This window comes from Lysinibacillus sp. JNUCC 51, assembly GCF_015999525.1.
Classification (GTDB): Bacteria; Bacillota; Bacilli; order Bacillales_A; family Planococcaceae; genus Lysinibacillus; species Lysinibacillus xylanilyticus.
In genome coordinates, this window is sequence record NZ_CP065545.1 from 3,723,149 (window position 1) to 3,749,724 (window position 26,576).

Here is a 26,576-nt window from a genome sequence, read left to right on the forward strand (position 1 = left end):
TAAGTTTTTGATATAAAGGATTTCGCTAACTCCAGTAGAGAGCAAGTTGCGTAACTTGTAATCTACGGGAGTATAGCGAAATTTTTTGTCTATAAGGCCATTTTTACTTCATCTTTTTAGCTTTCTCAGTATTCGCAAAATGCCATTTCGTAATGGCACGTAAAAATTCCTCACCTTGTTTTCGCCAAATACGCGCTGCTAATGCATCTACTTTTGCTGAAGCTCCCTTTAACAACTCTATCCCAGCAATCTCACTTAGTCTGTCCATTTCTTTTAAAAATGCAGCACGAGCTAATATCGATGCAGTAGCTACTGAAACGTGTAGTTGCTCGGCCTTCGTAGAAAATAGTACATCTTCTCGAATAATTTCTCGTTCATTTTTTAAGTAATTGTAATAAACGCCACGTTCCGCAAACTGATCTATTAATATATGCTCTGGTTTTTCGGGTGCCATTTTTGACAATGTGTTTTTAAGTGCCCTATTGTGCATCATAGCTTTCATCTTTCCTTGAGAGTAGCCTCGTGATTGTAATTCGTTATATTTTTCATTACGTAGTACAAGCACACTATGGACGCAAGCTGCACGTAAATCTGGCGCTATTTTACGCATGTAATCATCCGTTAGCATTTTCGAATCCTTGACACCAAGTTCGTTTATAAGCTCTATTTTTGATGAAGGGACGTATACCGCGGCAACTGTTATGGGACCGAAATAATCGCCAGTACCCGTTTCATCTGAGCCTAGTACTGACATCGCAGCAAAACCTTCTGGCAGAACGTCGCCCTTTGCTCCAATCGACGATGATTTTTGGGTATTTGTAACTTCTATGTTTCCCCAACGTGCAGCTTCTCGCTCAGCTCCACCCCCTTGGAACATTAATTTACCTGATTTATACATTGTGATTGCTGTATCTGGAAGCTTTGCGGCAAAGATTACACCAGGAGCTTTACGTTCTACAAAGTTCTTTGCATAGTAAGACATCACCTCTTTTTGTTTGTTTGTTGATATGGAAAGTACAATATTTGACATTTACTCGTTCCTTTCTGTCCTCGTTGTTCACAATTTTATACCTTTCATGGTATGATAATAAATAGCTTTTTTGTGTATGCTGCTCACAAATAAAAAAATTCGTGAGCACAAAAATTTAAAAGGGGGTGCGACTATGGAAAATCAAGAAAAGAATAAAATTTCTGTGGAAATCTACGGTCATACATATAAAATGGTCGGCTCTGAATCCATTGGACATATGCGACTTGTCGCTTCGATTGTTGATGACCGTATGCGCGAAATGAATGTACATAATCCCTCTCTTGATAGCACAAAGCTTGCCGTTCTTACAGCAGTTAATACCGTTCACGATTATTTACAGTTAAAAGAACAAATGGAGCAATTAGAAGAAGAATTGAAAAAATTAAAGGGTTGAAGTGAATGTTAGATTTAATCATATTAGCGGTGCTATTAGCCGGGCTCATAGTTGGAGCAAAACGTGGTTTCATTGTACAGATGATGCATATCGTTAGCTTTATAGTTGCCCTAATTGTTGCGTATATCTATTATAAACCATTAGCACAAAAATTTGTGTTTTGGGTTCCGTATCCAGGTGTAACGGATTCAGGTAGTCTTGGAGTAGTTATCGATAGCCTGGATTTAGACCGCACTTTTTACCGTGTCATTGCCTTTGCAGTCATTTTCTTTGCGGTGAAAATTACATTGCAAATTGTGGCATCGATCTTTGATTTTATAGCGTATTTACCTGTATTAGGTACAGTGAATCGTTGGCTTGGAGCATTGTTTGGCATGATTGAAAACTATTTAATTATGTTTATTTTGCTGTACATTCTTGCTCTATTGCCAGTTGATTTTATTCAAAGTTTAATGTCGAAGTCGTTGTTAAGTGGTCTCATTTTGGAGCATACCCCGATTATAACAAGTATGTTCCAAAACTGGTGGTATATTTATATGCAATAGCAAACTGTGCACTTCTCTCGGTTTTGAGGGAAGTGTTTTTACGATAGGAGGAATTCCCGATGAACAAAAAGACAATTATTCGCACATTTGAAAAAATTGCATTGTATATGGAATTACAAGGGGAAAATCCATTCAAAGTGTCTGCCTTTCGAAAAGCTGCTGCAGCACTTGAGGGGGACGAGCGCTCATTAAGTGAGATGGAGGATGTAACAAAGCTAAAAGGTATAGGTAAAGGTACAGCTGCTGTTATTGAGGATTTAATGACAAATGGTGAATCAAGCTTATTAAAAGAATTAGAAGAAATTGTACCAAAAGGATTGCTCCCGTTATTAAAACTTCCAGGCTTAGGTGGTAAAAAAATAGCTAAGCTACATCAAGAGTTAGGGGTTGATTCTGCGGAAAGTTTAAAGGCTGCTTGTGAGGAAGGTAAAGTTCGTGAGCTGGCAGGCTTTGCGGCAAAAACTGAAGAAAAGATTTTGAAGGAACTTGCAAATTTAGCAAATCGTTCAGAACGTTTGCCGATTTGGCAGTTAGAGCCAGTTGTTTTACAAATTGAAGCTCTTCTAGGTAGTATGGAAGAAGTGGAACGTTTTTCTGTTGCTGGAAGCTTCCGTCGTGCAGCTGAAACAAGTAAAGATATTGATTTTATCGTTGTCACTGAAGTAGTTGAAACTGTACGTGAAAAGTTATTAAATGAGCTTTCTGTACAAGAAGTCGTAGCAGCTGGTGATACAAAGATTTCAGTTATTTTAGATCTAGATGAGCCTGTAAGTGTAGATTTCCGATTAGTAAGAGATGCTGAATATGCTACGGCCTTGCATCATTTCACAGGCTCGAAAGATCACAATGTCCGCATGCGTCAAATTGCTAAGGCCCGTGGTGAAAAGATCAGTGAATATGGTGTAGAGCAGACTGATGGCACCGTAGTAACGTTTAAGGATGAAGAGGAATTTTTTGCCCATTTTGATTTACCATTTATCCCGCCTAGCTTGCGTACAGGAACTGCGGAATTTGACAAAACGGATGACATAACTAGTCTAGTGAAATTAGAAGATATTAAAGCAGATTTGCATATGCATACGACATGGTCTGATGGTGCATACTCTGTAGCTGAAATGGGCGAGGCATTGATTGCACGTGGCTATCAGTATAGCGTTATTACTGATCATTCACAATTTTTAAAAGTAGCGAATGGTCTAACGCCAGAGCGCTTAACAAAGCAACGTGCTGAAATTGAGGCATTTAATGAAGCACACCCAGATTTCCATTTATACACAGGAACAGAAATGGATATTTTGCCGGATGGTTCCCTTGATTTCGAAGATGATGTACTAAAAGAATTAGATTTTGTCATTGCTTCTATTCACTCTAGCTTTACACAATCGCAGGACAAAATTATGGCGCGTTTACTTACGGCTATGCAAAATCCATATGTTCATATGATTGCACATCCAACTGGTCGCATTATTGAAGATCGTAATGGCTATAATCCTGATATGGGGCAATTAATTACGTGGGCAAAGGAATATGGTAAAATTTTAGAGTTAAATGCGAATCCATATCGTCTTGATTTATGTGTTGAGCATTTAGAAATGGCTTTAGCAGCAGGTGTGCCCGTAGCAATCAATACCGATGCACATGATATCGCTCATTTACGCTTTATGGATATCGGGGTGCGCTACGCAAATAGAGCATGGTTGAAAAGAGATATGATTGTGAATACATGGACGCGAGAACAATTTGAAGCGTTTATTCGACGAAATAAATAGGTTGAGGAGGTGTTCTCAGTGATCGCAGAACGCGCATTGAAAACACTAGAATATGATAAAGTACGTCAGCAAGTGGCTACATACTGTACTTCTTCAATCGGTAAATCAGCGGTTGATGAGCTTGTACCACAGACAGACTATGAAAAAGTTGTGCAATTATTAGAAGAAATGGATGAAGGACTATCCATTTTACGTGTTAAAGGCAATGTGCCGATGGGTGGAATTTTTGATGTGCGACCGGCTGCAAGGCGTGCACAAATCGGCGGCATGCTTGCAGCGATGGAATTAATGGAAATTTCAAGTACGATTCGAGCTAGTAGAATTCTTCGCAATTTCATTGAAGATATAGAATCAGAAGATGTAATTGAAATTCCTCATTTCATCGCCAAAAAGGAGGCAATGCCTGTATTGACAGGCTTGCAGCATGAAATTAATAACTGTATTGATGACAATGGTTCTGTACTAGATTCTGCAAGCCAAACTTTGCGTTCAATTCGCCAATCTTTGCGCGCAGAGGAGGCTAAAGTACGCTCTAAGCTGGAAAGCCTTATACGCGGGAGCAATGCTTCAAAAATGCTCTCAGATACTCTTGTAACGATACGTAATGACCGTTTTGTTATTCCCGTTAAGCAAGAGTATCGTCATCATTATGGTGGAATTGTGCATGACCAATCATCTTCTGGCCAAACGTTATTTATCGAGCCAGATTCGATTGTACAAGCGAATAATGAAATTCATCGATTAAAAATGAAAGAGCACGCTGAAATTGAACGTATCTTACTTGCCTTAAGTGCAATGGTAGAGGAAGTAGCTCCGGATTTATTTAACTTAGTAAAGGTATTAGGTGAGATTGACGTCATTTTAGCTAAAGGCAAATACGGTCAAGCGAACAAATGCACAATGCCTAAAATGAATAACGACGGCTATATTCGACTTGTGCGTGCACGTCATCCACTTTTACCAATTGAAACAGCAGTTCCTAACGATATTGAATTTGGGAAAGACATTACGGCAATTGTCATTACAGGACCAAACACTGGTGGTAAAACTGTAACTTTAAAAACAGTTGGACTGTGTACTTTAATGGCACAAGCAGGGTTACCAGTGCCTGCACTTGATGGATCAGAGCTTGCTGTTTTCAAGCAACTTTTTGCGGATATTGGAGATGAACAGTCAATTGAGCAATCACTGTCGACGTTCTCTTCTCATATGGTCAACATAGTAGATATTTTACAAAAGTTTGATTACGAGTCACTAGTTCTATTTGATGAATTAGGTGCTGGTACAGATCCTCAAGAAGGGGCAGCTCTGGCCATCTCAATTTTAGATGAAGTACATGGTCGTGGCGCCCGCGTTATGGCAACGACGCACTATCCTGAACTAAAAGCATACGGCTATAATCGCCCAGGAGTGGCAAATGCAAGTGTAGAGTTTGATATTGAGACATTAAGTCCAACATATCGTCTACTTATCGGTGTACCAGGCCGCTCCAATGCATTTGAAATTTCAAGTCGCCTTGGCTTACCAGAATCAATTATTGACCGTGCGAAAAGCTTTACAGGTACAGATCGCCATGAGGTAGAGTCAATGATTGCATCATTAGAAGAGACTCGTCGCCAATCAGAAGATGATGCTGAACGCTCTCATGAATTACTAATGGAGTCTGAAGAACTTCGTAAAGAGCTGCAAGGAAAACTACAAGCTTACGAGGAACGTAAAGAAGCACTCGATAAAAAAGCAAAAGAAAAGGCACGTAAAATTGTTGATGAAGCAAAAAGTGAAGCAGAATCAATTATTGCGGAGCTTCGTGAAATGCGCAAAAATGCAGACCAAGTTGTCAAGGAGCATGAGCTCATCGAAGCTCGTAAACGACTAGAAGAAGCTACACCGCTTGAAAACAATAAAGTGCTGAAAAAAGCGGCACAAGTTAAAGCACGTGCACAAAACTTAGTTGTCGGAGACGAGGTAAAGGTGTTAAGCTATGGACAACGAGGTACTCTGCTCGAAAAAGTATCGAATTCTGAATGGGTTGTCCAAATGGGTATTTTGAAAATGAAAATCTCGGATAGTGATCTAGAGTACATTAAACCAGAAAAAGAACCTGTGCAACGTATTGCGGGTGTGAAAAATCGTAATAGCCATGTAAAATTAGAATTAGATTTACGCGGTGAACGATATGAAGATGCTATCATACGTACGGAAAAATATATTGATGATGCCTTACTTGCTAACTATGGGCGTGTATCAATTATTCATGGTGTCGGTACAGGTGCATTACGTCAGGGAATTCAAAGCTATTTGAAAAAGCATAAGCGTGTAAAATCGTTCCGTTTTGGTGAGGCCGGCGAGGGAGGCTTAGGCGTCACAGTTGTGGAATTGAAATAAGCAGTAAAGGGGACGGAGAAAATGCTGAATTCTAGCTTTTGGCGATATCCAATTATCGAAACGGCAGGATATTTTAGTGTTGTTGTGTTATGTTTAGTCGTCTCGATGGCATTGTTCGAAGTCGTTACGAAATACAAAAATTGGGAAGAAATAAAAAAAGGTAATATCGCTGTGGCACTCGCAACAGGTGGGAAAATATTGGGGATCTGTAATATTTTTCGCTTTTCCATTGCGCGCCATAGCACTCTAAGTGAAATGATTGCCTGGGGACTCTTTGGTTTTACATTACTTATTGTGGCGTATTTCTTATTTGAATTTATGACCCCACGTTTTAATGTCGATCAAGAAATCGCAAATGATAATCGCTCAGTCGGTTTCATTTCCTTTACAATCTCACTCGGTCTATCGTTTGTTATTGGGGCAAGTATTGCATAGGAGTGTAATGACATGGAAAAATTAGCAAAAATACTAATCATTGTTTGCATCGCATTTTTGGCAGTCGGTGTCTATTATATGATGACCGTTTAAGCAAAAAACGCATCCTTTTATGAGGATGCGTTTTTTTCATAATAATGGATACGGAGAAGAAAAGCTCGGGAAGCTAGAGACGGAAAGAAGAGTCCGGGCGACGGAAGGAAGAGCCGAAGCGACGGAAGGAAGAGCCGAAGCGACGGAAGGAAGAGCCGCAGAGACGGAAGGAAGCCAGAGCGACGGAAGGAAGAGTCAGAGCGACGGAAAGAAGAGCCAGAGCGACGGAAAGAAGAGCCAGAGCGACGGAAAGAAGAGCCGAAGCGACGGAAAGAAGAGTCAGAGCGACGGAAGGAAGCGAAGAGAAGGAAAGAAGCCAGAGCGACGGATAGGGGAGCAAAAGCGACGGAAGGAAGAGCCGAAGCGACGGAAGGAAGAGCCGAAGCGACGGAAGGAAGAGCCGAAGCGACGGAAGGAAGAGCCGAAGCGACGGAAGGAAGAGCCGAAGCGACGGAAGGAAGAGCCGAAGCGACGGAAGGAAGAGCCGAAGCGACGGAAAGAAGAATCAGAGCGACGGAAGGAAGAGCCGAAGCGACGGAAGGAAGCCAGAGCGACGGAAGGAAGAGTCAGAGCGACGGAAGGAAGAGCCGAAGCGACGGAAGGAAGAGCCGAAGCGACGGAAAGAAGAGCCAGAGCGACGGAAAGAAGAGTCAGAGCGACGGAAAGAAGAGCCGAAGCGACGGAAAGAAGAGTCAGAGCGACGGAAGGAAGAGCCGAAGCGACGGAAAGAAGAGCCGAAGCGACGGAAAGAAGAGCCAGAGCGACGGAAGGAAGCCAGAGCGACGCAAGGAAGCGAAGAGAAGGAAAGAAGCCAGAGCGACGGATAGGAGAGCAAAAGCGACGGAAGGAAGAGCCATAACGACGCAAAAAGTGAAGAACTGCTCCAGTCCGTAAAGATACTACTCAGGCTGGGTGTATAATCGCTCCAAAAAAAACTTCAATACCCTCGAAAAAAATCATAAGTCGCATCCCCCTCACCTCAAACCAACATAAAATACTACTAAAACCTATTAATATTCCTTCATCTATCTGAAAAGCTATCATTTAAAGATTATTTTTGGAATATAGAAATATGGGCTCAGACTTGTCCATAAAAAAAGAAAGAATGAATGAGTATTCATAAGGTGTATCGATCCAAAACCTTGAGGAATATAGTTATATAAATGTTGTTAAATGCATAATAATTAATCGAAAATACATTTATTTTCTATTTTAGTGTTTGAAAGAGTAATTCTTTTTCATTATAATTAAAATAAGAGTTTACAAAGTTTGGGACAAAGGGGAGAGGACGTATGACAGTAAAACCATGGCTAAAAAATTATCCTGAAGAAGTACCATCGTCTTTAACGTTTGAGGAAATTCCTGTGCAAGAGTTTTTGACACGTGCCTATAAAAAGAATCCATCTAAAGTTGCGATCCATTTTATGGGAAAGGATTTGACGTACACTGAGCTATATGAGTCAGCGCTAAGGTTCGCAAACTATTTACAAGCCCTAGGAGTAGAGAAGGGAGATCGAGTAGCTATTATGCTGCCAAACTCTCCGCAAAGTGTAATCGCTTACTACGGGGCAATGTATGCTGGAGCGATTGTCGTACAAACAAATCCACTTTATACTGAGCGTGAACTTCAATATCAAATGGCTGATTCAGGTGCGAAAGTTATTTTATTGATGGATATTTTGTATCCACGTGTTATGAAAATCATAAAAGAAACGGCACTTGAAAATGTAATTGTCACGGCTATTAAAGATTATTTACCATTCCCTAAAAATTTAGTTTATCCCTATATTCAAAAAAAGCAGTACGGTTTTAGTGTAAAGGTTGAACATAGTGGTCAAAATCATTTATTTACAGAAATTATGCGCTCTTCGCCTATCAAAATGATTGATATTCCATTTGATTTTGAAGAGGACGTAGCACTGCTTCAGTATACCGGTGGAACGACTGGCTTCCCTAAGGGTGTAATGTTGACCCATAAAAACTTAATTGCTAATACAACAATGTGTGATGCGTGGATGTATAAATGTGTACATGGTGAGGAAACCATTATGGGCATACTGCCATTCTTCCATGTTTATGGAATGACGGCTGTTATTTTATTATCCGTATTCACGGAAAATAAAATGGTGTTATTACCAAAATTTGATGCGGAGACAGCGTTGAAAACGATTGATAAGCAAAAACCAACACTATTCCCAGGTGCACCGACTTTATATATTGGTTTATTAAATCACCCTGATATTGCAAAGTACGACTTATCGTCCATCAAAGCATGCATAAGTGGATCCGCTTCATTGCCAGTAGAAGTGCAGGAGAGATTTGAAGCGGTAACAGGGGGGAAACTTGTAGAAGGATTTGGATTGACAGAGACTTCTCCTGTGACACATGCAACACCTATTTGGGGTAAGCGTGTCATGGGATCGATTGGATTACCTTGGCCAAATACGGATTCAATAATTTTGCGTACAGGAGATGCTGAGGAGCTTCCAGTCGGTGAGGTTGGAGAAATAGCTGTAAAGGGTCCACAGGTTATGAAAGGCTATTGGAATCGCCCTGAGGATACAGCAGCAACATTTGTAGATGGCTGGTTTTTAACAGGTGATCTTGGCTATATGGACGAGGAAGGCTATTTCTATGTAGTTGACCGTAAAAAAGATATTATTATCGCAGGTGGTTTTAATATTTACCCTCGTGAGGTAGAGGAAGTACTATACGAGCGCGAGGAAATTCAAGAATGTGTAGTTGCGGGTATACCTGACCCCTATCGTGGAGAAACAGTAAAAGCTTATATTGTTTTAAAAGAAGGATATTCGATTACAGAAGACGAATTAAATAAATATTGCCGTCAAAACTTAGCTGCTTTCAAAGTTCCTCGTTATTATGAGTTTAGAGATGAGTTACCGAAAACTGCTGTTGGAAAAATTTTGCGTCGAGCATTAGTTGATGAAGAAAAAACAAAATTGGTGAATAAAGAAGCGAAATAAATACGTGATAAAGTATTGACAAGCAAAGATGTAAATTATAATATGAAAATATGAATGAATGACCATTCATATTTTCATATTTTTTTAGTTTACCACGTCATATCCTTACAATATTTAAGTTTGAAATGGCTGGTCATTGAAGGATGACATCATGTATTAAGCATGAATTAAGACGTGTGCAAGTTTTTTTAGGTGGTGATATAGAAGTGAAACGTGATAAGCCAAAATATAAGCAGATTATTGATGCAGCTGTCATAGTTATTGCAGAAAATGGGTATCACCAAGCACAGGTATCGAAGATTGCTAAACAGGCAGGGGTGGCCGACGGAACAATCTATTTATATTTTAAAAATAAAGAAGATATATTAATTTCTGTCTTTAATGAAAAAATGGCTGTTTTTGTAGAGTCATTACAAGATATAATAGAAAATGGAAGTACGTCTAAGGACAAACTTTCACGAATGATTGAAAATCATTTTAATGTTCTAGCGACAGATCGATACCTAGCAACCGTCACACAATTGGAACTACGACAATCGAATAAAGATTTACGACTAAAGATCAATTCGGTGTTAAGAGAGTATTTACAATTACTTGATCAAATTTTAATCGAGGGTATGCTGTCAGGTGAGTTCAATCAAACGATGGATGTACGCTTGGCGCGTCAAATGGTATTTGGAACAATTGATGAAACCATTACATCGTGGGTCATGAATGAATATCGATATGATTTGATAGAACAGGTTCCAAAAGTTCAGGCATTAATCTTGAACGGAATTAAAGCTTAAAAGGATGTGGAGAAATGGAATTTCTAAGTTGGAAAGCAGAGGATGGAGTAGCGATTATTACAATTGCACGCCCGCCAGCAAATGCATTATCTCGCGGAATTATTGCTGAAGTAAATGCTGTGCTAGATGAAGTAGAAAATGATGACACTGTACGTGTCCTTGTACTTCATGGCGAAGGTCGTTTCTTCTCAGCTGGTGCAGACATTAAAGAATTTACAGAAGTTACATCTGGTGATGAATTTTCAAAGCTAGCGAGCAATGGTCAACAAGTTTTTGAGCGAGTTGAATCGTTCTCTAAACCTATTATTGCTGCAATTCATGGTGCTGCACTAGGAGGGGGCCTTGAATTAGCGATGAGCTGTCATCTGCGCTTTGTGACAGAATCTGCGAAATTAGGACTACCTGAATTACAATTAGGTCTTATTCCAGGTTTCGGAGGTACACAACGTCTACCACGATATGTAGGGGTTGCAAAAGCTGCAGAAATGATGTTTACAAGTGAGCCGATTTCTGGTACAGAAGCTGTACAATGGGGTTTAGCGAATCGTGCATTTACAGATGAAGCATTATTGGAAGAAACGCTAAAGGTAGCGAAGAAAATTGCGAAGAAGAGCCCAGTTGCTTTAAAAGCAGCTATTCAAACATTGCAATATGCTAAGCATGCTTCATTTTATGAAGGTATCGAGGCAGAAGCACAATCCTTTGGCACAGTATTCGTTTCGGAAGATGCAAAAGAAGGAATTCAAGCATTTATCGAAAAACGTGAGCCTGTGTTTACTGGCAAATAATATTCCATCAGTGTCGATAGCGACTTGAAAGAGTGTTATCGACGTTATCGACACTGAAAATATATAATATTTATAAGTTTACTTAGAAATAAAAAACGTTGCAGGAGGTATGGATATATGAATATTTTTGCATTAATTAAACGTACGTTTGATACAGAAGAAAAAATTGTTGTGTCGGGTGGTAAAATCCAAGAGGATGGCGCTGAGTTCATCATAAATCCTTACGATGAATATGCAATTGAAGAGGCAATCCAAGTACGTGACGCTGCTGGCGGTAAAGTGACAGTTGTGTCAATTGGTGGAGAAGATACAGAGAAGCAATTGCGCACAGCTCTTGCAATGGGAGCAGATGAAGCAGTTCTTATTAATACAGAAGACGATCTAGATGAACTAGATCAAAATGCAGCAGCATATATTTTGGCTGAATATTTAAAAGATAAAGATGCTGATTTAATTTTAACAGGAAACGTTGCAATTGACGGAGGCTCTGGTCAAGTAGGACCTCGTGTTGCAGATTTACTAGGTATTAACTATGTAACAACAATTACAAAACTTGAGATTGACGGAACATCTGCGAAAATTGTACGCGATATTGAAGGTGACTCAGAAGTTATCGAGACATCTTTACCACTTTTAATAACAGCTCAGCAAGGTTTAAACGAGCCACGTTACCCATCTTTACCAGGGATCATGAAAGCGAAGAAGAAACCGCTTGCAGAACTTGAATTAGATGATTTAGATATCGATGAAGATGATGTAGAGGTTAAGGTAGAAACAGTCGATATTTTCTTACCAGCTCAAAAGGCAGCAGGTCGTATTCTTGAAGGCGAACTTTCTGCTCAAGTAAAAGAGTTAGTAAACCTACTTCATACAGAGGCGAAAGTAGTTTAAGTCATCTGATGACACAAATCGAATCTTAAAGGGTAACGGAGGGAATATACTATGTCAAAAAAAGTATTAGTATTAGGTGAAGTTCGCGAAGGAAGCTTACGTAATGTTTCTTTCGAAGCAATTGCAGCTGCAAAGCAAATCGCAGATGGTGGTGAGGTTGTAGGTGTTCTTTTAGGGGATGCTGTAGCAGACTTAACAAGTCCATTATTTGAATATGGTGCAGACCGTGTTGTAACGGTAGAGCATCCACATTTAAAACAATATACATCTGATGGCTATGGTCAAGCTTTATTAGCAGTAATTGAGGAAGAAAAGCCAACTGGTATCGTATTTGGTCATACTGCAAACGGTAAAGATTTATCACCAAAAATTGCAAGTAAATTACAAGCAGGTCTTGTATCTGATGTAACGTCAATTGAAGGTGCTGGCGATGATGTTGTATTCATCCGTCCAATTTACTCTGGTAAAGCTTTTGAAAAAGTTAAAGTAAAAGACGGTTTAGTTTTAGCTTCAGTTCGTCCAAATAATATTGCTCCATTAGAAAAAGTAGCTGGTAAATCAGGTGACATCACTTCTATTTCTGTAGATATTACAAACCTTCGTACAATCATTAAAGAGGTAGTACGTAAATCTTCAGAGGGTGTCGATCTTTCTGAGGCGAAAGTAGTTGTAGCGGGTGGCCGTGGCGTAAAATCTGAGGAAGGCTTTGAACCATTAAAAGAGCTAGCGGATTTACTTGGTGGTGCAGTTGGTGCTTCTCGTGGTGCATGTGATGCTGAATATTGTGACTACTCACTTCAAATTGGTCAAACAGGTAAGGTAGTAACACCAGACCTTTACATCGCAGCAGGTATTTCTGGAGCAATTCAGCACTTAGCTGGTATGTCAAACTCAAAAGTAATCGTTGCGATTAATAAAGATCCAGAAGCAAATATTTTCAAAGTTGCTGACTACGGTATCGTAGGTGATTTATTTGAGGTAGTTCCTCTTTTAATCGAAGAATTTAAAGCATTAAAAGTGAATGCCTAATTAAATTATCTTCATTCAGCAAATTTGCTGAATGAAGATAAAGCCTCTGGCAGATGTCCGGAATTTGAATTGTGCGGGCACAATTCAAATTCCGGACACAATTACGCCAAGGCGAAATTAATATTTGATTTATCGCGGGGAGGATGTGTCTTTCCCGCCTTTTTATGTTCTAATTTTTTGATTTTTTAAAGTTATCGCAAAATAAAATGTTGACATAATTAATTATAGAACGTATAGTGATGAATATTAATTTAACTTCTTTCAGCGGATCAAACATCTGTACCTGTCGCTACGCTTTCGGTACAAAAGACATCCGCTGAAATAGAGGAACTCAGTCTAAGAACGCCACGTCCTGTGGCAACGACTGAGTGACCAACATCACGTTGGCCCAAAGCCTCCGGCGGATGTCACGGAATCGGAAAGGGGTTCAATAAAGGATGTTAGCCTAAAATCATCGCATCCATGCGATAACGGCTAACTGACCTGCATCATGTTGTTGCTGTCGCTTCGCTTTCGCACAGACAAAAACACTTTGCTGCCGCTACGCTTTCGCACAAAAAACATTTGCAGGCCTAAGCAAAGCCGATTCCAGACGCAATTATGCCGAGGCATAATTGATTTTTATAAAGAAACGCAAAGATTAGGAGTAGTAAAAGCTCATTATTTGGTAAAGAGAGCTGCGGGTTGGTGCGACGCAGTCCAATAAGACTTTGAACTTGCCTATGAGCGGTAAGATAAATGGAATTTACAGAATATTCTATTTGTTGGACGGTTAACCTTCGTTATTAGGTTTTTAAGCAGGGTTCTTAAAGAACCAATTAGAGTGGTACCGCGGTTTGCTTATGGCATATCGTCTCTTCTTTCATTTGATAATGAAGGAACAGACGATATGCCTTTTTTGATTTTAGGAGGTAAGGAAATGGAAAAAGACAATCAGAGATTAAAAAGAACGATGACCTCACGGCATATTACGATGATGGCTTTAGGTGGTGCCATTGGTGCAGGGTTATTTAAAGGAAGTAGTGCAGCTATTGATATGGCAGGGCCGTCAGTACTTATTGCGTACTTAATTGGTGGGATCATCCTGCTATTTGTTATGCAAGGTTTAGCAGAGATGGCTGTCCGTAATAGCGAGGCCAGAACATTTAGAGATTTAGTGCAAGCTGTTTTAGGAAAGTATCCAGCTTATTTCCTAGATTGGATCTATTGGAAAATGTGGGTGTTAAATATTGCTGCAGAATCTATAGTTGCGGCCATTTTTATTCAATATTGGTTGCCAGATTACCCGATTTGGATACTTGCATTATCTGTTTCGGCGTTAGTTACAGCTATTAATTTATTATCGGTGAAAGTTTTTGCTGAGACAGAATATTGGCTTGCGTTAATTAAAATTACCGTAATTGTAGTGTTCATCATAGCCGGATTAATTTTATTGCTTGTTACTTTTGGTAATCATGCAGCTGTTGGTTTTTCTAATTTAACGGAGCATGGCGGTTTCTTCCCGAACGGACCTATGGGATTGATTGCTGCAATGCTTGTAGTTATTTACTCTTATGGTGGCACTGAAATTATTGGTATTACATTAGCTGAAACGAAAAATCCTGAGAAAGTAGTGCCAAAAGCTGTGCGCAGTACACTAGTACGTATTGTGACTTTTTATTTAGTTCCATTCTTTATTATCGTTAGCTTGATTCCTTGGAATGAAGTAAACGGGGTGCCAGAAAGCCCGTTTGTGATGGTCTTTAAAATGGTTGGGATTCCTGGTGCTGACCATATTATGAACGCTGTTGTTTTACTGGCAATCATTTCATCAATGAACTCGGGGCTTTATGGTTCATCACGAGTTCTGTATACACAAGCTGTAGATGGGCGTGTTCCAAAAATCTTTGCACATTTATCAAAAAGGAAAGTTCCGGTATATGCCATATTAATGTGTACTTTAGCTTTAAATATAGCTGTAATATTCTCTTTATTTGCGGGAAGCAAAACATTTGATTTCCTAATGGGTTCACTTGGATATACCGTGTTATTTATTTGGCTAATTATTGCGATTGCGCATCTAAAATCGCGTAAAATACAGCCAGAAAAAACAAGTGCCTATGCAGTGAAATGGTTCCCTTATACAACTTGGATCGCTATTATTGCGTTAAGTGCAATCCTAATTGGAATTATTTTTACAACATCGATTATCGTAACAGGTATTACATTAGCTATTTATCTTTTTATTACGTTAACGTATGTCTTCAAAGGTCGTTATCATGAAAATTAAGGTAAATTGCAAATCAACATAATGTCTTCTTCGACCTTATTTTTCATAAATTTTGCATAGTAGGCAGATTGTTCGCTCTAGAGAATTTATCCATGATATACTACAAGCATAGTAAGTTTAAGGAGGATTTCAAATGGCAATTGTACATGCAACAGATGCAACTTTCCAAGACGATATTAAAGAAGGGTTAGTACTAGTAGACTTTTGGGCTGCTTGGTGCGGACCTTGTAAAATGATTGGACCAGTTCTTGAAGAAATGGATGCTGCAGGTAGTGCGGCTAAAATTGTAAAAGTAGATGTAGATAACAACCAAGGTACTGCAGCAGAATACCAAATTATGTCTATCCCATCATTACTATTATTCAAAGACGGTGAATTAGTAGATAAAACAGTTGGTTTCCAACCAAAAGAAGCGTTAGAAGCGTTTATCGCAAAACATGCTTAACTTATTTCAGCACAAGTCTCCCACCTCTACAGATGGGAGATGAATGCGAATTTAAGCTCTTTTCAGGGGTGTCCAAACACCGCTGAAATTGAGGAACTCAGTCTAAGAACGCCACGTCCTGTGGCAACGACTGAGTGACCAACTTCGTGTTGGCCTAAAGCCTCCGGCGGATGTCACGGAATCGGAAAGGAGTTCTTTGTGCAAGCACAAAGCCGATTCCGGACGCAATTATGCCGAGGCATAATTGATCCTGTAAGAAAAAAAGAGTCAAGCCATCAATAAGATGTGCTTGGCTTTTTTTTCGTTATATAATATAGAGAAAAAGCGAACGCTATTTTTAGAAAATGGGGGCAGGTAGGCGATGAATGATTTAATAAAACGAAAGCTTGAAATTTTACCAGATCAGCCTGGCTGCTATTTGATGAAAGATCGACAAGGAACTATTATTTATGTCGGGAAAGCAAAAGTGCTGAAAAATCGAGTGCGCTCGTATTTTACTGGTTCGCATGAAGGGAAAACACAGAGGCTTGTAGGTGAAATAGAAGATTTTGAGTACATTGTGACATCTTCCAATATTGAAGCTTTAATTTTAGAGCTTAATCTTATAAAACTACATGATCCGAAGTACAATGTTATGCTGACGGATGATAAAACCTATCCGTATTTAAAAATTACAAATGAAAAACACCCGCGCCTTATTACAACACGAAAAGTGAAAAAGGATAAGGCAAAATATTTTGGTCCATATCCGAATGCATATGCAGCAAGTGAGACGAAAAAGCTGCTAGATCGTTTATATCCTCTTCGAAAATGTGTACAACTCCCTACCAAGGTTTGTTTGTATTATCATATGGGGCAATGTCTAGCTCCTTGTGTCAAGGATATAGATGCTGAAATTTACCACGATATGATTGAGGATATGACAAAGTTTTTAAATGGTGGGGTTGAGGAAGTCAAAAAGGAGCTAGAAGTAAAAATGCTAGCGGCCGCAGAAAATTTAGAGTTTGAGCGTGCAAAGGAATTTCGTGATCAAATTGCACATATCGATACAGTCATGCAAAAGCAAAAAATCGTCTCAAGTGATACAACTAACCGCGATGTATTTGGCTATGCCATCGAGAAGGGCTGGATGTGTGTTCAAGTTTTCTTTGTTCGTCAAGGAAAGCTCATTGAGCGAGATGTCTCGATTTTCCCGATTTATCAAGAGGCAGAAGAGGAATTTTTAACGTTCGTTGGACGATTTTACGATAAGCTAGAGCACATTAAGCCTAAGGAGATTTTTATCCCACAAACCATTGATTCAGAAATTTTAACGGAATTACTGGAAGTTAAGGTACTGACTCCAAAACGTGGGCAAAAAAAAGAATTAGTTGAATTAGCGACAAAAAATGCTGAAATTGCTGTAGCAGCGAAGTTCCAGCTTATTGAGCGTCAAGAAGAACGCACAATAGGAGCATGTGAGGCGCTCGGTGAAGCTATGAACATTTCTACGCCTTTACGGATTGAGGCTTTCGATAATAGTCATATGCATGGGACAGATGCTGTATCTGCAATGGTTGTATTTATCGATGGAAAACCTGCAAAGAAGGAGTATCGAAAATACAAAACACGTACCGCCGCCAAGCACGATGATTACGGGGCAATGCAGGAAGTAATACGTCGTCGATACACACGCGTTTTAAAAGATGGTCTACCTTTACCAGATTTAGTACTGATTGATGGTGGAAAGGGGCAAATGGAAGTCGCGCGAGAAGTATTAGAGGATGAGCTCGGTCTTGTCATTCCAATTGCCGGATTAGCAAAAGATGAAAAGCATAATACGTCACAGCTTCTATTTGGTGATCCACCTGAAGTAATTGCGTTAAAGCGAACAAGTGATGGATTCTACTTACTACAACGAATTCAGGATGAAGTACACCGCTTTGCTATTACCTTCTTACGACAGCAGCACGAGAAGCATGCTATACAATCTGTCCTCGATAATATAGAAGGCATTGGTCCGAAGCGAAAACAACAATTACTCAAACATTTTGGCTCTGTCAAAAAAATTCGTGAGGCAAGTATGCAGGCATTACAGGAAGCCGGAATGCCAGCTAATCTAGCTAGCAATATCTATGATTATTTTCATTCCGTAGAAGACTCCCATCTCTAAAGATGGTGAGAAATGCACATGGAATTCCTTTTCGGTGGATGTACAAACACCTACTGAAATAGAGGAACTCAGTCTAAGAACGCGGCAATTTATCTGTGCGAAAGCGAAGCGACAGCAACAAAAATTAAGCCAAGGCGAAATTGATTTTCAACAAGACACATTGTCAAAGAATTAGACGTATGCTAAGGTGTATATAACATTGCTCTGCAATATAGCAATGTTATATAGGCACCTTAGTTTTTTAGTAGTTTCTACATATTAAAATGGAAATTTCTTCACTAAGGTTCAATTATATACAATCACTATTAAGTGATGATAGAGGTGCAAGGTTCAAGAGTAGTATATTCGAGGGCGAACAAGTCCAGTGAAAATGTATGAAAGGGGAGCTTGCCGAAGTGGAGCGTCGTTGTTTCCGATGCTGTGCTGGTTTTACATTTAAGAGATGTAAGACTGTCGAATCTAAACGTTTCGGAGAGCTATCACACATGCGCAAGTTACTTTTATTGTACATGTTATAGGCAGCTTTCACGTTATGTGAGAGCTGCCTTTTTTGCTTTCTAGAAACAAACTTTTTCAGGGCAGTTACCCCTTCCTGAAAGGAGATGTTAAAAAATGGAGTAAAGGAAAGTGAGTGTCACTTTGATTTTGCTGCAAAAGTATAGCTACTTCATAATCAGTGGAATGATTGAATGCGAAGGAGAATGATAAAGATGGCGAGAATTGTGATGAAATTTGGTAGTGCTGCATTAGCATCAACAGAACACATTCGAAATGTTGCGAAAAAGGCGATTGCAGAAAAGGAAAGAGGTTTTGAGGTTGTTGTTGTCACTACATCTATGAGGGGGATGGCTAAAGAATTAGCAAAGATGGCTCGTGATTTATCAGACAATGCATCTAAGCGTGAACTAGACGCACTATTTTCAACAACATCACACTTATCAAGTACGTTAGTGTCAATTGCTTTGCAGGAAGAAGGATATGATGCAGTGTCATTAACGGGCTGGCAAGCAGGTATTCAAACAGATGATATGTACAGCAATGCCCGCATTGATGAGCTTGATGCTAGTCAAATAGAAAAGCATTTTAAACAGGGGAAAATTGTAATCGTTGCGGGGGAACAGGGTATCGATAATTCACGGAATATTACGACGCTTGGTAAAGGTGGGGCAGAAACCTCGGCTATAGCAATTGCAGCAAAGTTAAAGGCGGAGCGCGTAGATATTTACACGAATGTGGATGGAGTCTACACAGCTGATCCAAGCCATGTTGCTGGAGCACAGAAGCTAAAAGAGATTTCCTATGATGAGATGCTAGAGCTATCAAACTTAGGGTCTCAAGTTTTACACCCGAGAGCTGTAGAGTTAGCAAAAAAGTTTCAAATCCCAGTTGTTATTAGGTCGAGCGAAATAGATACAGTAGGTACTTTATTGAAGGAGGAAGTTGAAATGGAAAAAAATTTAATTGTACGTGGTGTTGCCTATGAGTCAGACGTTATTCGCTTAACGGTTGGTTATGATGCTTATTCTAATGCTTCGTTAGCGGATATCTTCACAATACTTGCAGAAAATCGCATAAACGTCGATATAATCGTACAAGCAATAATTGATGGTTTAAAGCCGACTGTATCATTTACCATTTTAAAAGAAGAGTTCGCTGAAGCATTACGTGTTTTAGAAGATAGCAAATTATCACTAGGGTTTAGTTTTGCTGATTTTGAAATTGGTTTAGCAAAGGTTTCCATCATTGGATCAGGAATGGTATCACATCCAGGGGTAGCTGCTCGAATGTTTGATCGTCTACGTCGTGAAGATATCCCTGTAAAAATGGTAAGTACGTCTGAAATAAAAGTGTCTGTCGTTGTACCTCAGGACGAAATGATCCATGCAGCAAATGTATTACATGATGAATTTAATTTAGAACAAGCGCTTTACATATAATTTTGAAGAGGATGTGTCAGTAAGAGGCACATCTTTTTTTGTTCACATCAATTTTAATATTTTATTCAATTCTATTGTTATATAATAAAATGTGACATGTTTTACCAATGGGAAGGTGGAAGTTTGTATGGTATTATTCGGTTTATTTCAAAAGCCAATGAATGAAATCGTTGAGAGAGATAACGATCTAGAAATACAAATATTAAAAAAGCGAATTTTGGAATTGGAACTTCAGCAGGAAAGCATTGATGTGAAAAATGCGATTTTAGACTTTGTACTAGCGCATATGGAGTTAATTAATTTTCAAACGGCTTTAAAGGTTCAAAATGTCTCAACGAATGTAGGGGATATTTCAGCGATGAGTGAAGAAATGTCGTCAAATACAGAAGAGATGCTTGCGGTTGAGCAAAATGTTAATGCAAACATTCAAGAAATAAAACAGCATTCGTTACTCCTTGTTGAAGAAATGGAATCTTCCATTACAAAAGGTGAAATGGTTCACGAGTTGCTGGCCAAAGGAGCTCAGTCAACAGAGCAGTTGTATGAAGAAATTATTAAAATGGATGATATCGGTAAAAGTGTAACCGGGATTGCCGATCAGACACAACTACTATCCTTAAATGCCTCAATTGAAGCCGCGCGTGCTGGTGAGCATGGAAAGGGCTTTAATGTTGTCGCGATGGAGGTAGGGAAATTAGCCAGTAGCTCGAAAGGTTCATTGCAAGAAATGACAAAGATTCGATCAGTCATTGATACGAAATTACATAATACAATAACAAATATTAAACAAGTCGAACATTATTTAACTGACTTTTTAAGTATCATGAAGGACAATATTGCTAATCTGACTGTATCAAGTAGAAATATTGAAGAAGCAGCACATGGCATTCATCAAATAACAGTTGCATCAGAAGAAAATGTAATAGCTGTAGGTCGTTTAGCGGAAACAACGATGGAATTATCACATTCTAGTGACTTCTCGGATATAATCCAAAATCAAGTATCTGAAATGTTAAAAGCTATTGCGCCGACAATTAGAAAACCATCAGAGCAAACCGTAGTTAGCCAGTTGGCAGCAAGGTTAATGGATCATGCTAGCTTTTTACGAAATGCTATTCAAAAGGCTGGTCATAAAGAAATGATAAAAACGCATCATCAATGTATGTTTGGGAAATGGTATTATGGACACTTTGAGGAATATCAGAATTTACCAGAATATCGTAAGATTGAACAGCCACATGAATTAGTACATATGTCCGCACAAAAATTAGTGAATGAACTGTCAATTAATAACATAGAAGAAATGATTCAACACTCACTTAATATTTTGGAGGCATTTATTACGTTAATAGATGTGCTATTAAAAGAAAGACATGCTCAACTATAAATAGAAAAAAGGATTCGTGGGCATAACGAGAGGTTGATTTCCGCTGTGGGGTCTCGCCAACAGATGTTTTTTCCGCGAAAGCGAAGCGGTAGCGGTACCGATGTTGGTCGCAAAGGGGTTATCACAGGACGTAATGGTTTTAGCTTTCGTTCCTCTATTGCTGATCTCTAAGGAGTTGCCCAGTAAACGCTACGATTAACTTCTATTAATATACAATATACAAAAAAAGGATTGCCATCCATAAATTCAGGGTGGCAATCCTTTTTGTTTTATTCTGTAGGAACGGTGTTCATGATTCGTTCTTTGACGTCCCATTTTACTGTAAATATAACGTGCTGTTGCTTTTCACGTTTTTCATCATAGCATTCTGTTAAATAACCTTTTGCTTGCTGGATTTGCTCAGCTATAAATCCTGCTTCAAGTCTAAAGCTACGAAGACCGATTTGTATCAGTTCTGGATCATTTGTCAACTGGAATATACGTCCATCTTTTGATTCTTTGATAAGCTCTAAATTACCCCAACAGGCATCTGCGAAAAATGCGATAAGTTCATCTTGACTTTTACATGGGAACTTCCGTGCTAGGTCTTTTCCTGCCCAATAAAGGACATCACCTTCATGTTTACCAAGGATGGAAGATAAAATATAATCGCGAATTATCTCATATCCAAATGGTGAGATTGTAGGGGATGAAGTGTTTAACATTTAAATCCTTCTTTCTTAGAATTTTCTTAAAATTTGACACTGATAAAGTAAAGATAGATTTTTCGAGAAAAAACGATGCATCATGTACTAGATTCTTTCTTTAATAAGGATTGTGAAAAACTCTTGGTTGCCTTGACGCTCGTAGCTCTTGAGAGTACAATAAACATGTCATAATATTGTACCATGATGAAATACACAGTCAATGAAGTATCAGTTACAAAATGATGACTTCTTTTGTTGTGCTATTTTAAGTACTAAGGGGGGTAACAGTCTTGTCGAAAGATCGAGAGTTTTTATGGCGTCGTTTACATTCTCTACTTGGTGTGATTCCAGTAGGTCTGTTTCTGATGTTCCACTTGTCAATGAACTTCACTGCTGTTGGTGGTGAACAAGCTTACAATAATGCAGTAGGTAAGATGGATTTGATTCCACACAATCTTCTGTTAGTAATTGAGTGGGTAGTTATTTATATCCCATTACTGTTCCACGCATTCTATGGTGTCTTCATTGCATTCACTGCTTCACCAAACACAGGGCGTTTCAGCACATACCGTAACTGGATGTTCTCATTACAACGTTTCACTGGTGTATTCTTAGTGATTTTCATTGCATGGCATATTTTCGAAACGCGTATCCAAAAAGCGTTAGGTGCAGATGTTGAATTCAATATGATCGCAGATATCGTATCGAATCCATTCATGCTTGGATTCTACATTGTTGGTATTATATCAGCAACTTTCCACTTATCTAACGGTTTATGGGCATTCCTAGTAAGCTGGGGTATTACACAATCTCCTCAGTCTCAAAAGGTTGCTACTTATGTAACAAACATTATTTTCGTAATTCTAAGTGTAGTTGGTGTGGCTGCTATTTTAGCTTTTGCTTAATTTAATAGAAGCTACTATAGAGTACATGGCAATCATTGCAATTTTTTAAGAGGAGTGAGAAATAATCATGGCGAAAAGCAAAATAATTGTTGTCGGCGGCGGTCTAGCTGGTCTGATGGCAACGATTAAAGCAGCTGAAGTTGGTACTGAAGTTGATTTATTCTCATTAGTTCCTGTAAAACGCTCACACTCTGTATGTGCGCAGGGCGGAATTAATGGTGCGGTAAATACAAAAGGTGAAGGGGATTCTCCTTGGATTCACTTCGATGATACAGTATATGGTGGGGACTTCTTAGCGAACCAACCACCAGTTAAGGGTATGTGTGATGCAGCCCCTGGTATTATTCATTTAATGGACCGTATGGGTGTAATGTTCAACCGTACACCAGAAGGTCTTCTTGATTTCCGTCGTTTTGGTGGTACATTACACCACCGTACAGCATTTTCTGGTGCGACAACTGGTCAACAATTACTATACGCACTAGACGAGCAAGTTCGTTCTCACGAAGTAGCTGGTTTAGTTAACAAATATGAGCACTGGGAATTCCTTGGTGCAGTAGTCGATCCTGATGGCGTTTGTCGTGGTATCGTAGCGCAAGATATGCGTACAGAAGAAATTAAATCATTCCGTGCAGACGCTGTAATTATGGCGACTGGTGGCCCTGGTATTATCTTCGGTAAAACAACAAACTCTGTAATCAATACAGGTTCTGCTGCTTCTATCGTTTACCAACAAGGTGCTTCTTACGCGAATGGTGAGTTCATTCAAATTCACCCAACAGCTATTCCTGGAGATGACAAAAACCGTCTAATGTCAGAATCAGCTCGTGGTGAAGGTGGCCGTATTTGGACTTATAAAGACGGTAAGCCTTGGTACTTCTTAGAAGAGAAATACCCAGCATATGGTAACTTAGTACCACGTGATATTGCAACACGTGAAATTTTCGACGTTTGTGTGAACCAAAAATTAGGTATCAACGGTGAAAACATGGTATACCTAGATCTTTCTCATAAAGATCCACATGAATTAGATGTAAAACTTGGTGGTATTATTGAAATCTACGAAAAATTCGTAGGTGATGATCCACGTAAATTACCAATGAAAATTTTCCCAGCGGTTCACTACTCAATGGGTGGATTATGGGTTGACTACAACCAAATGACTGAAATTCCTGGATTATTTGCAGCAGGTGAATGTGATTACTCTCAACATGGTGCAAACCGTCTTGGTGCGAACTCATTATTATCTGCTATCTATGGTGGTATGGTTGCTGGTCCAAACGCAGTAGACTATGTTAAACATCTTAAAAAGCATGCTGAAGATCTTCCACAAGAAATCTATGATGCACGCGTTCAAGAAGAACAAGCTAAGTGGGAAGCTATCATGAAAATGGATGGCACAGAAAACGCTTACTTACTTCATAAAGAGCTTGGTGAAATGATGACAGCTACTATGACAGTAGTACGTTATAACGACCAACTTGAAGATACATTAAACAAACTTGATGAATTCCAAAAACGTTGGGAAAACATTAACATCAACGATACACAAAAATGGAGCAACCAAGGTGCTCACTTTACGCGTCAGTTGAAAAATATGATTTACCTTGCGAAAGTAATGACAAAAGGTGCATTATTACGTAACGAATCTCGCGGTGCACACTATAAACCAGATTTCCCTAACCGTGATGATGAGAACTTCTTAAAAACAACAATGGCGAAGTTTGATCCAACTACTGGTAATCCAATTATCACGTACCAAGAAGTTGACGTTTCATTAATTCCACCACGTAAACGTGATTACTCTGCGAAAGGAGACTAAGAATTATGAATATCGCAGCTAATACTGGAAGAATGGTTAAAGTGGAAGTTTTACGTCAAGACGCAAAAGGCGGCAATGGCTACTGGCAAAAATTCCAAGTGCCTTACCGTCACGGTATGAACGTAATTTCTATTTTAATGGAAATCCAAAAAAATCCTGTTACTGAAAATGGCGAAAAAACTACTCCAGTAACTTGGGATATGAACTGTCTTGAAGAAGTTTGCGGTGCATGTTCAATGGTTATTAATGGCCGTCCACGTCAATCTTGTTCAACACTTGTTGACCAACTGACTGAGCCAATTAAACTTGAGCCTATGAAAACTTTCCCAGTTATTCGTGACTTACAAGTTGACCGTGAACGTATGTTCAATGCACTTAAAAAAGTTAAAGCATGGGTTCCAATCGATGGTACTTATGATTTAGGTGAAGGTCCACGTATGCCAGAAGGTAAACGTCAATGGGCTTATGAATTATCTAAATGTATGACTTGTGGTGTATGTATGGAAGCATGTCCAAACGTGTCTGAAAAAGCTTCATTCATCGGACCAGCACCATTATCACAAGTGCGTCTATTCAACACTCACCCAACTGGTGCAATGATTAAAGACGAACGTTTAAATGCAATCATGGGTGATGGAGGCCTTGCAAACTGCGGTAACTCACAAAACTGTGTGGCTGCTTGTCCAAAAGGTATTCCTTTAACAACATCTATCGCATCATTAAACCGTGCAACTACAGTGCAAATGTTCCGTAACTTCTTCGGTTCTGACCACTACGTTGACTAATATAGTACAAGCTTTACTCCCAAACTCCTTTACACTAAATGTGTAAGGGAGTTTTTTTCTATGAAAAATATTAAATAATTTTATAGAATAACTACTCGTAAATGATTGATTGATCCTACTCACCATAAAAGTTTCGTACTACAGGGAGTTCAGATAGGGGCATTTTCAAGAAAGAGTAATAAACTAAATATGATGTTTTCAATACAGCATTAAAAAATCGATTTTCCCGAAAATAGAAAAGAGATTAATGGAAAACGAGTTTTAACGAGTGAAAATGTGAATTTTCTATGATAATATTGTGTTTTCCTTTATAATGAATGTATATTCATTTATGACTGCTAATTCTATTTGTTGTTCTGGAAGAAGCGAATGAAAATTAGGGGGATGGTTAAGATGAAAGCAAATTATATCGGAGATTTTCAGGAATGGGCAAAGGATTTTTCATTTTTTATTGAAGTCCGTGTACGTTTTTCAGAAACGGATATGTACGGTCATATGAACAATACAGTTAGTTTTACATATTTTGAACAGGCACGAATCGATTATTTTCATCATCTAGGTATTCTAATGCCTTCTGCAATTGATGAACATGTAGAGGGGATTCCGATTGTCGCCGATTTACAGTGTGATTACGTGAAGCAAGTTTTCTTTGATGATGTGCTAAGAATTTATACGAAGGTAGCAACAGTAGGGAACTCATCATTGGATATTCATTACTTAGCGAAAAACCAGCATGATGAAGTTTGCTTTACGGGTCGTGGTACGGTAGTGCAAATGAATCCTCGAACTGGCAAGAGTGTGCCACTATCTGAAGAAGTAAAAACTCAATTAGCAAGCTTGGTTTTCATATAAGTATTGGAAAAGGATTGCGAAAAATTCCTATCCGAGAAATGAAGTTTAAACAATGATCTCGACGGTTGAAATTGAACTTTTTACGGCTCAGCTCATCACAAAAAGTTGAGGATGACACTGTTAAAACGTATGTAATATATAAGTTGATTAGAGTGAAGAATGGGCGACTCCTAGGGGATCAGCAATAGAGGAACGAAGGCTAAAA

The 26,576-nt window shown here is 39.0% G+C and carries 22 protein-coding genes, 1 riboswitch and 1 other annotated feature; of the genes, 20 read left to right on the forward strand and 2 right to left on the reverse strand.

Features of this window, described 5'->3' with window-relative positions:
• Nucleotides 1-103 precede the first annotated feature (103 nt).
• Complete coding sequence (gene rnhC / locus JNUCC51_RS17970) at nucleotides 104-1,030, reverse strand: ribonuclease HIII (RefSeq protein ID WP_337989118.1); 927 nt, start codon at nucleotides 1,028-1,030, stop codon at nucleotides 104-106.
• A gap of 133 nt (nucleotides 1,031-1,163) precedes the next feature.
• On the opposite strand from rnhC, the gene zapA reads away from it, so the two are divergent.
• The 16 genes from zapA (at nucleotide 1,164) to JNUCC51_RS18050 (ending at nucleotide 21,321) form a co-directional block, all read left to right on the forward strand.
• Entirely contained in the window at nucleotides 1,164-1,424 is a 261-nt protein-coding gene (zapA, locus tag JNUCC51_RS17975) for a cell division protein ZapA (RefSeq protein WP_337989119.1), read from the forward strand.
• Nucleotides 1,425-1,429: 5 nt separating this feature from the next.
• Nucleotides 1,430-1,969: a CvpA family protein gene (locus JNUCC51_RS17980; protein ID WP_337989120.1), complete on the forward strand. Its 540-nt coding sequence runs from the start codon at nucleotides 1,430-1,432 to the stop codon at nucleotides 1,967-1,969.
• Nucleotides 1,970-2,028: 59 nt separating this feature from the next.
• Nucleotides 2,029-3,738, forward strand: a complete 1,710-nt coding sequence (gene polX / locus JNUCC51_RS17985) for a DNA polymerase/3'-5' exonuclease PolX (RefSeq protein ID WP_337989121.1) — start codon at nucleotides 2,029-2,031, stop codon at nucleotides 3,736-3,738.
• 18 nt (nucleotides 3,739-3,756) lie between these two features.
• Nucleotides 3,757-6,123: an endonuclease MutS2 gene (locus JNUCC51_RS17990; RefSeq protein ID WP_337989122.1), complete on the forward strand. Its 2,367-nt coding sequence runs from the start codon at nucleotides 3,757-3,759 to the stop codon at nucleotides 6,121-6,123.
• A 21-nt stretch (nucleotides 6,124-6,144) separates the two neighbouring features.
• The gene (locus JNUCC51_RS17995; RefSeq protein ID WP_337989123.1) at nucleotides 6,145-6,558 is read left to right on the forward strand and encodes a DUF350 domain-containing protein; all 414 of its coding nucleotides are present in this window, start codon (nucleotides 6,145-6,147) and stop codon (nucleotides 6,556-6,558) included.
• Nucleotides 6,559-6,676: 118 nt separating this feature from the next.
• Nucleotides 6,677-7,510, forward strand: a complete 834-nt coding sequence (locus JNUCC51_RS18000; protein WP_337989124.1) for a hypothetical protein — start codon at nucleotides 6,677-6,679, stop codon at nucleotides 7,508-7,510.
• A 433-nt stretch (nucleotides 7,511-7,943) separates the two neighbouring features.
• A complete protein-coding gene (locus JNUCC51_RS18005; RefSeq protein ID WP_337989125.1) occupies nucleotides 7,944-9,635 on the forward strand; it encodes an AMP-binding protein in 1,692 nt (563 codons plus the stop codon).
• Between the two features lie 206 nt (nucleotides 9,636-9,841).
• Nucleotides 9,842-10,423: a fatty acid metabolism transcriptional regulator FadR gene (gene fadR / locus JNUCC51_RS18010; RefSeq protein ID WP_049667778.1), complete on the forward strand. Its 582-nt coding sequence runs from the start codon at nucleotides 9,842-9,844 to the stop codon at nucleotides 10,421-10,423.
• Nucleotides 10,424-10,437: 14 nt separating this feature from the next.
• Nucleotides 10,438-11,211 carry an enoyl-CoA hydratase gene (locus JNUCC51_RS18015; protein WP_337989126.1) on the forward strand — a complete coding sequence of 258 codons (774 nt, stop codon included), beginning with the start codon at nucleotides 10,438-10,440 and terminating at the stop codon, nucleotides 11,209-11,211.
• 117 nt (nucleotides 11,212-11,328) lie between these two features.
• Nucleotides 11,329-12,102 carry an electron transfer flavoprotein subunit beta/FixA family protein gene (locus JNUCC51_RS18020; RefSeq protein ID WP_049667561.1) on the forward strand — a complete coding sequence of 258 codons (774 nt, stop codon included), beginning with the start codon at nucleotides 11,329-11,331 and terminating at the stop codon, nucleotides 12,100-12,102.
• A gap of 51 nt (nucleotides 12,103-12,153) precedes the next feature.
• Nucleotides 12,154-13,131, forward strand: a complete 978-nt coding sequence (locus tag JNUCC51_RS18025; protein WP_337989127.1) for an electron transfer flavoprotein subunit alpha/FixB family protein — start codon at nucleotides 12,154-12,156, stop codon at nucleotides 13,129-13,131.
• A gap of 627 nt (nucleotides 13,132-13,758) precedes the next feature.
• Nucleotides 13,759-13,992: a binding site (T-box leader), on the forward strand.
• 58 nt (nucleotides 13,993-14,050) lie between these two features.
• On the forward strand, nucleotides 14,051-15,400 hold the full coding sequence (locus JNUCC51_RS18030; RefSeq protein WP_337989128.1) for an amino acid permease: 1,350 nt from the start codon (nucleotides 14,051-14,053) through the stop codon (nucleotides 15,398-15,400).
• A 133-nt stretch (nucleotides 15,401-15,533) separates the two neighbouring features.
• The gene (trxA, locus tag JNUCC51_RS18035; RefSeq protein ID WP_134026666.1) at nucleotides 15,534-15,845 is read left to right on the forward strand and encodes a thioredoxin; all 312 of its coding nucleotides are present in this window, start codon (nucleotides 15,534-15,536) and stop codon (nucleotides 15,843-15,845) included.
• A gap of 361 nt (nucleotides 15,846-16,206) precedes the next feature.
• Nucleotides 16,207-17,997 (forward strand): excinuclease ABC subunit UvrC, encoded by a 1,791-nt coding sequence (gene uvrC, locus JNUCC51_RS18040; RefSeq protein ID WP_337989129.1) that lies wholly within the window; start codon nucleotides 16,207-16,209, stop codon nucleotides 17,995-17,997.
• Nucleotides 17,998-18,305: 308 nt separating this feature from the next.
• Nucleotides 18,306-18,484: riboswitch (Lysine riboswitch) on the forward strand.
• Nucleotides 18,485-18,707: 223 nt separating this feature from the next.
• Nucleotides 18,708-19,934, forward strand: a complete 1,227-nt coding sequence (locus JNUCC51_RS18045) for an aspartate kinase (RefSeq protein WP_337989130.1) — start codon at nucleotides 18,708-18,710, stop codon at nucleotides 19,932-19,934.
• Nucleotides 19,935-20,061: 127 nt separating this feature from the next.
• Entirely contained in the window at nucleotides 20,062-21,321 is a 1,260-nt protein-coding gene (locus JNUCC51_RS18050) for a methyl-accepting chemotaxis protein (protein WP_337989131.1), read from the forward strand.
• Between the two features lie 269 nt (nucleotides 21,322-21,590).
• Here JNUCC51_RS18050 and JNUCC51_RS18055 read toward each other — a convergent pair whose 3' ends face one another.
• On the reverse strand, nucleotides 21,591-22,025 hold the full coding sequence (locus JNUCC51_RS18055; RefSeq protein ID WP_337989132.1) for a YslB family protein: 435 nt from the start codon (nucleotides 22,023-22,025) through the stop codon (nucleotides 21,591-21,593).
• Between the two features lie 272 nt (nucleotides 22,026-22,297).
• Between JNUCC51_RS18055 and JNUCC51_RS18060 the strand changes: the two genes are divergently transcribed.
• The 4 genes from JNUCC51_RS18060 (at nucleotide 22,298) to JNUCC51_RS18075 (ending at nucleotide 26,371) form a co-directional block, all read left to right on the forward strand.
• Nucleotides 22,298-22,912 (forward strand): succinate dehydrogenase cytochrome b558 subunit, encoded by a 615-nt coding sequence (locus JNUCC51_RS18060; protein ID WP_337989133.1) that lies wholly within the window; start codon nucleotides 22,298-22,300, stop codon nucleotides 22,910-22,912.
• Between the two features lie 67 nt (nucleotides 22,913-22,979).
• Entirely contained in the window at nucleotides 22,980-24,734 is a 1,755-nt protein-coding gene (gene sdhA / locus JNUCC51_RS18065; RefSeq protein WP_337989134.1) for a succinate dehydrogenase flavoprotein subunit, read from the forward strand.
• Nucleotides 24,735-24,739: 5 nt separating this feature from the next.
• Entirely contained in the window at nucleotides 24,740-25,519 is a 780-nt protein-coding gene (sdhB, locus tag JNUCC51_RS18070) for a succinate dehydrogenase iron-sulfur subunit (RefSeq protein ID WP_337989135.1), read from the forward strand.
• A 393-nt stretch (nucleotides 25,520-25,912) separates the two neighbouring features.
• Nucleotides 25,913-26,371, forward strand: coding sequence for an acyl-CoA thioesterase (locus JNUCC51_RS18075; protein WP_337989136.1), 459 nt, complete (start codon nucleotides 25,913-25,915; stop codon nucleotides 26,369-26,371).
• Nucleotides 26,372-26,576 lie beyond the last annotated feature (205 nt).

Excerpts from the sequence above, each read along its gene's own strand:
- rnhC (WP_337989118.1), bottom strand. The coding sequence starts at position 1,030 with ATGTCAAATATTGTACTTTCCATATCAACAAACAAACAAAAAGAGGTG.
- zapA (WP_337989119.1), top strand. The coding sequence starts at position 1,164 with ATGGAAAATCAAGAAAAGAATAAAATTTCTGTGGAAATCTACGGTCAT.
- JNUCC51_RS17980 (WP_337989120.1), top strand. The coding sequence starts at position 1,430 with ATGTTAGATTTAATCATATTAGCGGTGCTATTAGCCGGGCTCATAGTT.
- polX (WP_337989121.1), top strand. The coding sequence starts at position 2,029 with ATGAACAAAAAGACAATTATTCGCACATTTGAAAAAATTGCATTGTAT.
- JNUCC51_RS17995 (WP_337989123.1), top strand. The coding sequence starts at position 6,145 with ATGCTGAATTCTAGCTTTTGGCGATATCCAATTATCGAAACGGCAGGA.
- JNUCC51_RS18000 (WP_337989124.1), top strand. The coding sequence starts at position 6,677 with ATGCGTTTTTTTCATAATAATGGATACGGAGAAGAAAAGCTCGGGAAG.
- JNUCC51_RS18005 (WP_337989125.1), top strand. The coding sequence starts at position 7,944 with ATGACAGTAAAACCATGGCTAAAAAATTATCCTGAAGAAGTACCATCG.
- JNUCC51_RS18015 (WP_337989126.1), top strand. The coding sequence starts at position 10,438 with ATGGAATTTCTAAGTTGGAAAGCAGAGGATGGAGTAGCGATTATTACA.
- JNUCC51_RS18020 (WP_049667561.1), top strand. The coding sequence starts at position 11,329 with ATGAATATTTTTGCATTAATTAAACGTACGTTTGATACAGAAGAAAAA.
- JNUCC51_RS18025 (WP_337989127.1), top strand. The coding sequence starts at position 12,154 with ATGTCAAAAAAAGTATTAGTATTAGGTGAAGTTCGCGAAGGAAGCTTA.
- JNUCC51_RS18030 (WP_337989128.1), top strand. The coding sequence starts at position 14,051 with ATGGAAAAAGACAATCAGAGATTAAAAAGAACGATGACCTCACGGCAT.
- trxA (WP_134026666.1), top strand. The coding sequence starts at position 15,534 with ATGGCAATTGTACATGCAACAGATGCAACTTTCCAAGACGATATTAAA.
- uvrC (WP_337989129.1), top strand. The coding sequence starts at position 16,207 with ATGAATGATTTAATAAAACGAAAGCTTGAAATTTTACCAGATCAGCCT.
- JNUCC51_RS18045 (WP_337989130.1), top strand. The coding sequence starts at position 18,708 with ATGGCGAGAATTGTGATGAAATTTGGTAGTGCTGCATTAGCATCAACA.
- JNUCC51_RS18050 (WP_337989131.1), top strand. The coding sequence starts at position 20,062 with ATGGTATTATTCGGTTTATTTCAAAAGCCAATGAATGAAATCGTTGAG.
- JNUCC51_RS18055 (WP_337989132.1), bottom strand. The coding sequence starts at position 22,025 with ATGTTAAACACTTCATCCCCTACAATCTCACCATTTGGATATGAGATA.
- sdhA (WP_337989134.1), top strand. The coding sequence starts at position 22,980 with ATGGCGAAAAGCAAAATAATTGTTGTCGGCGGCGGTCTAGCTGGTCTG.
- sdhB (WP_337989135.1), top strand. The coding sequence starts at position 24,740 with ATGAATATCGCAGCTAATACTGGAAGAATGGTTAAAGTGGAAGTTTTA.
- JNUCC51_RS18075 (WP_337989136.1), top strand. The coding sequence starts at position 25,913 with ATGAAAGCAAATTATATCGGAGATTTTCAGGAATGGGCAAAGGATTTT.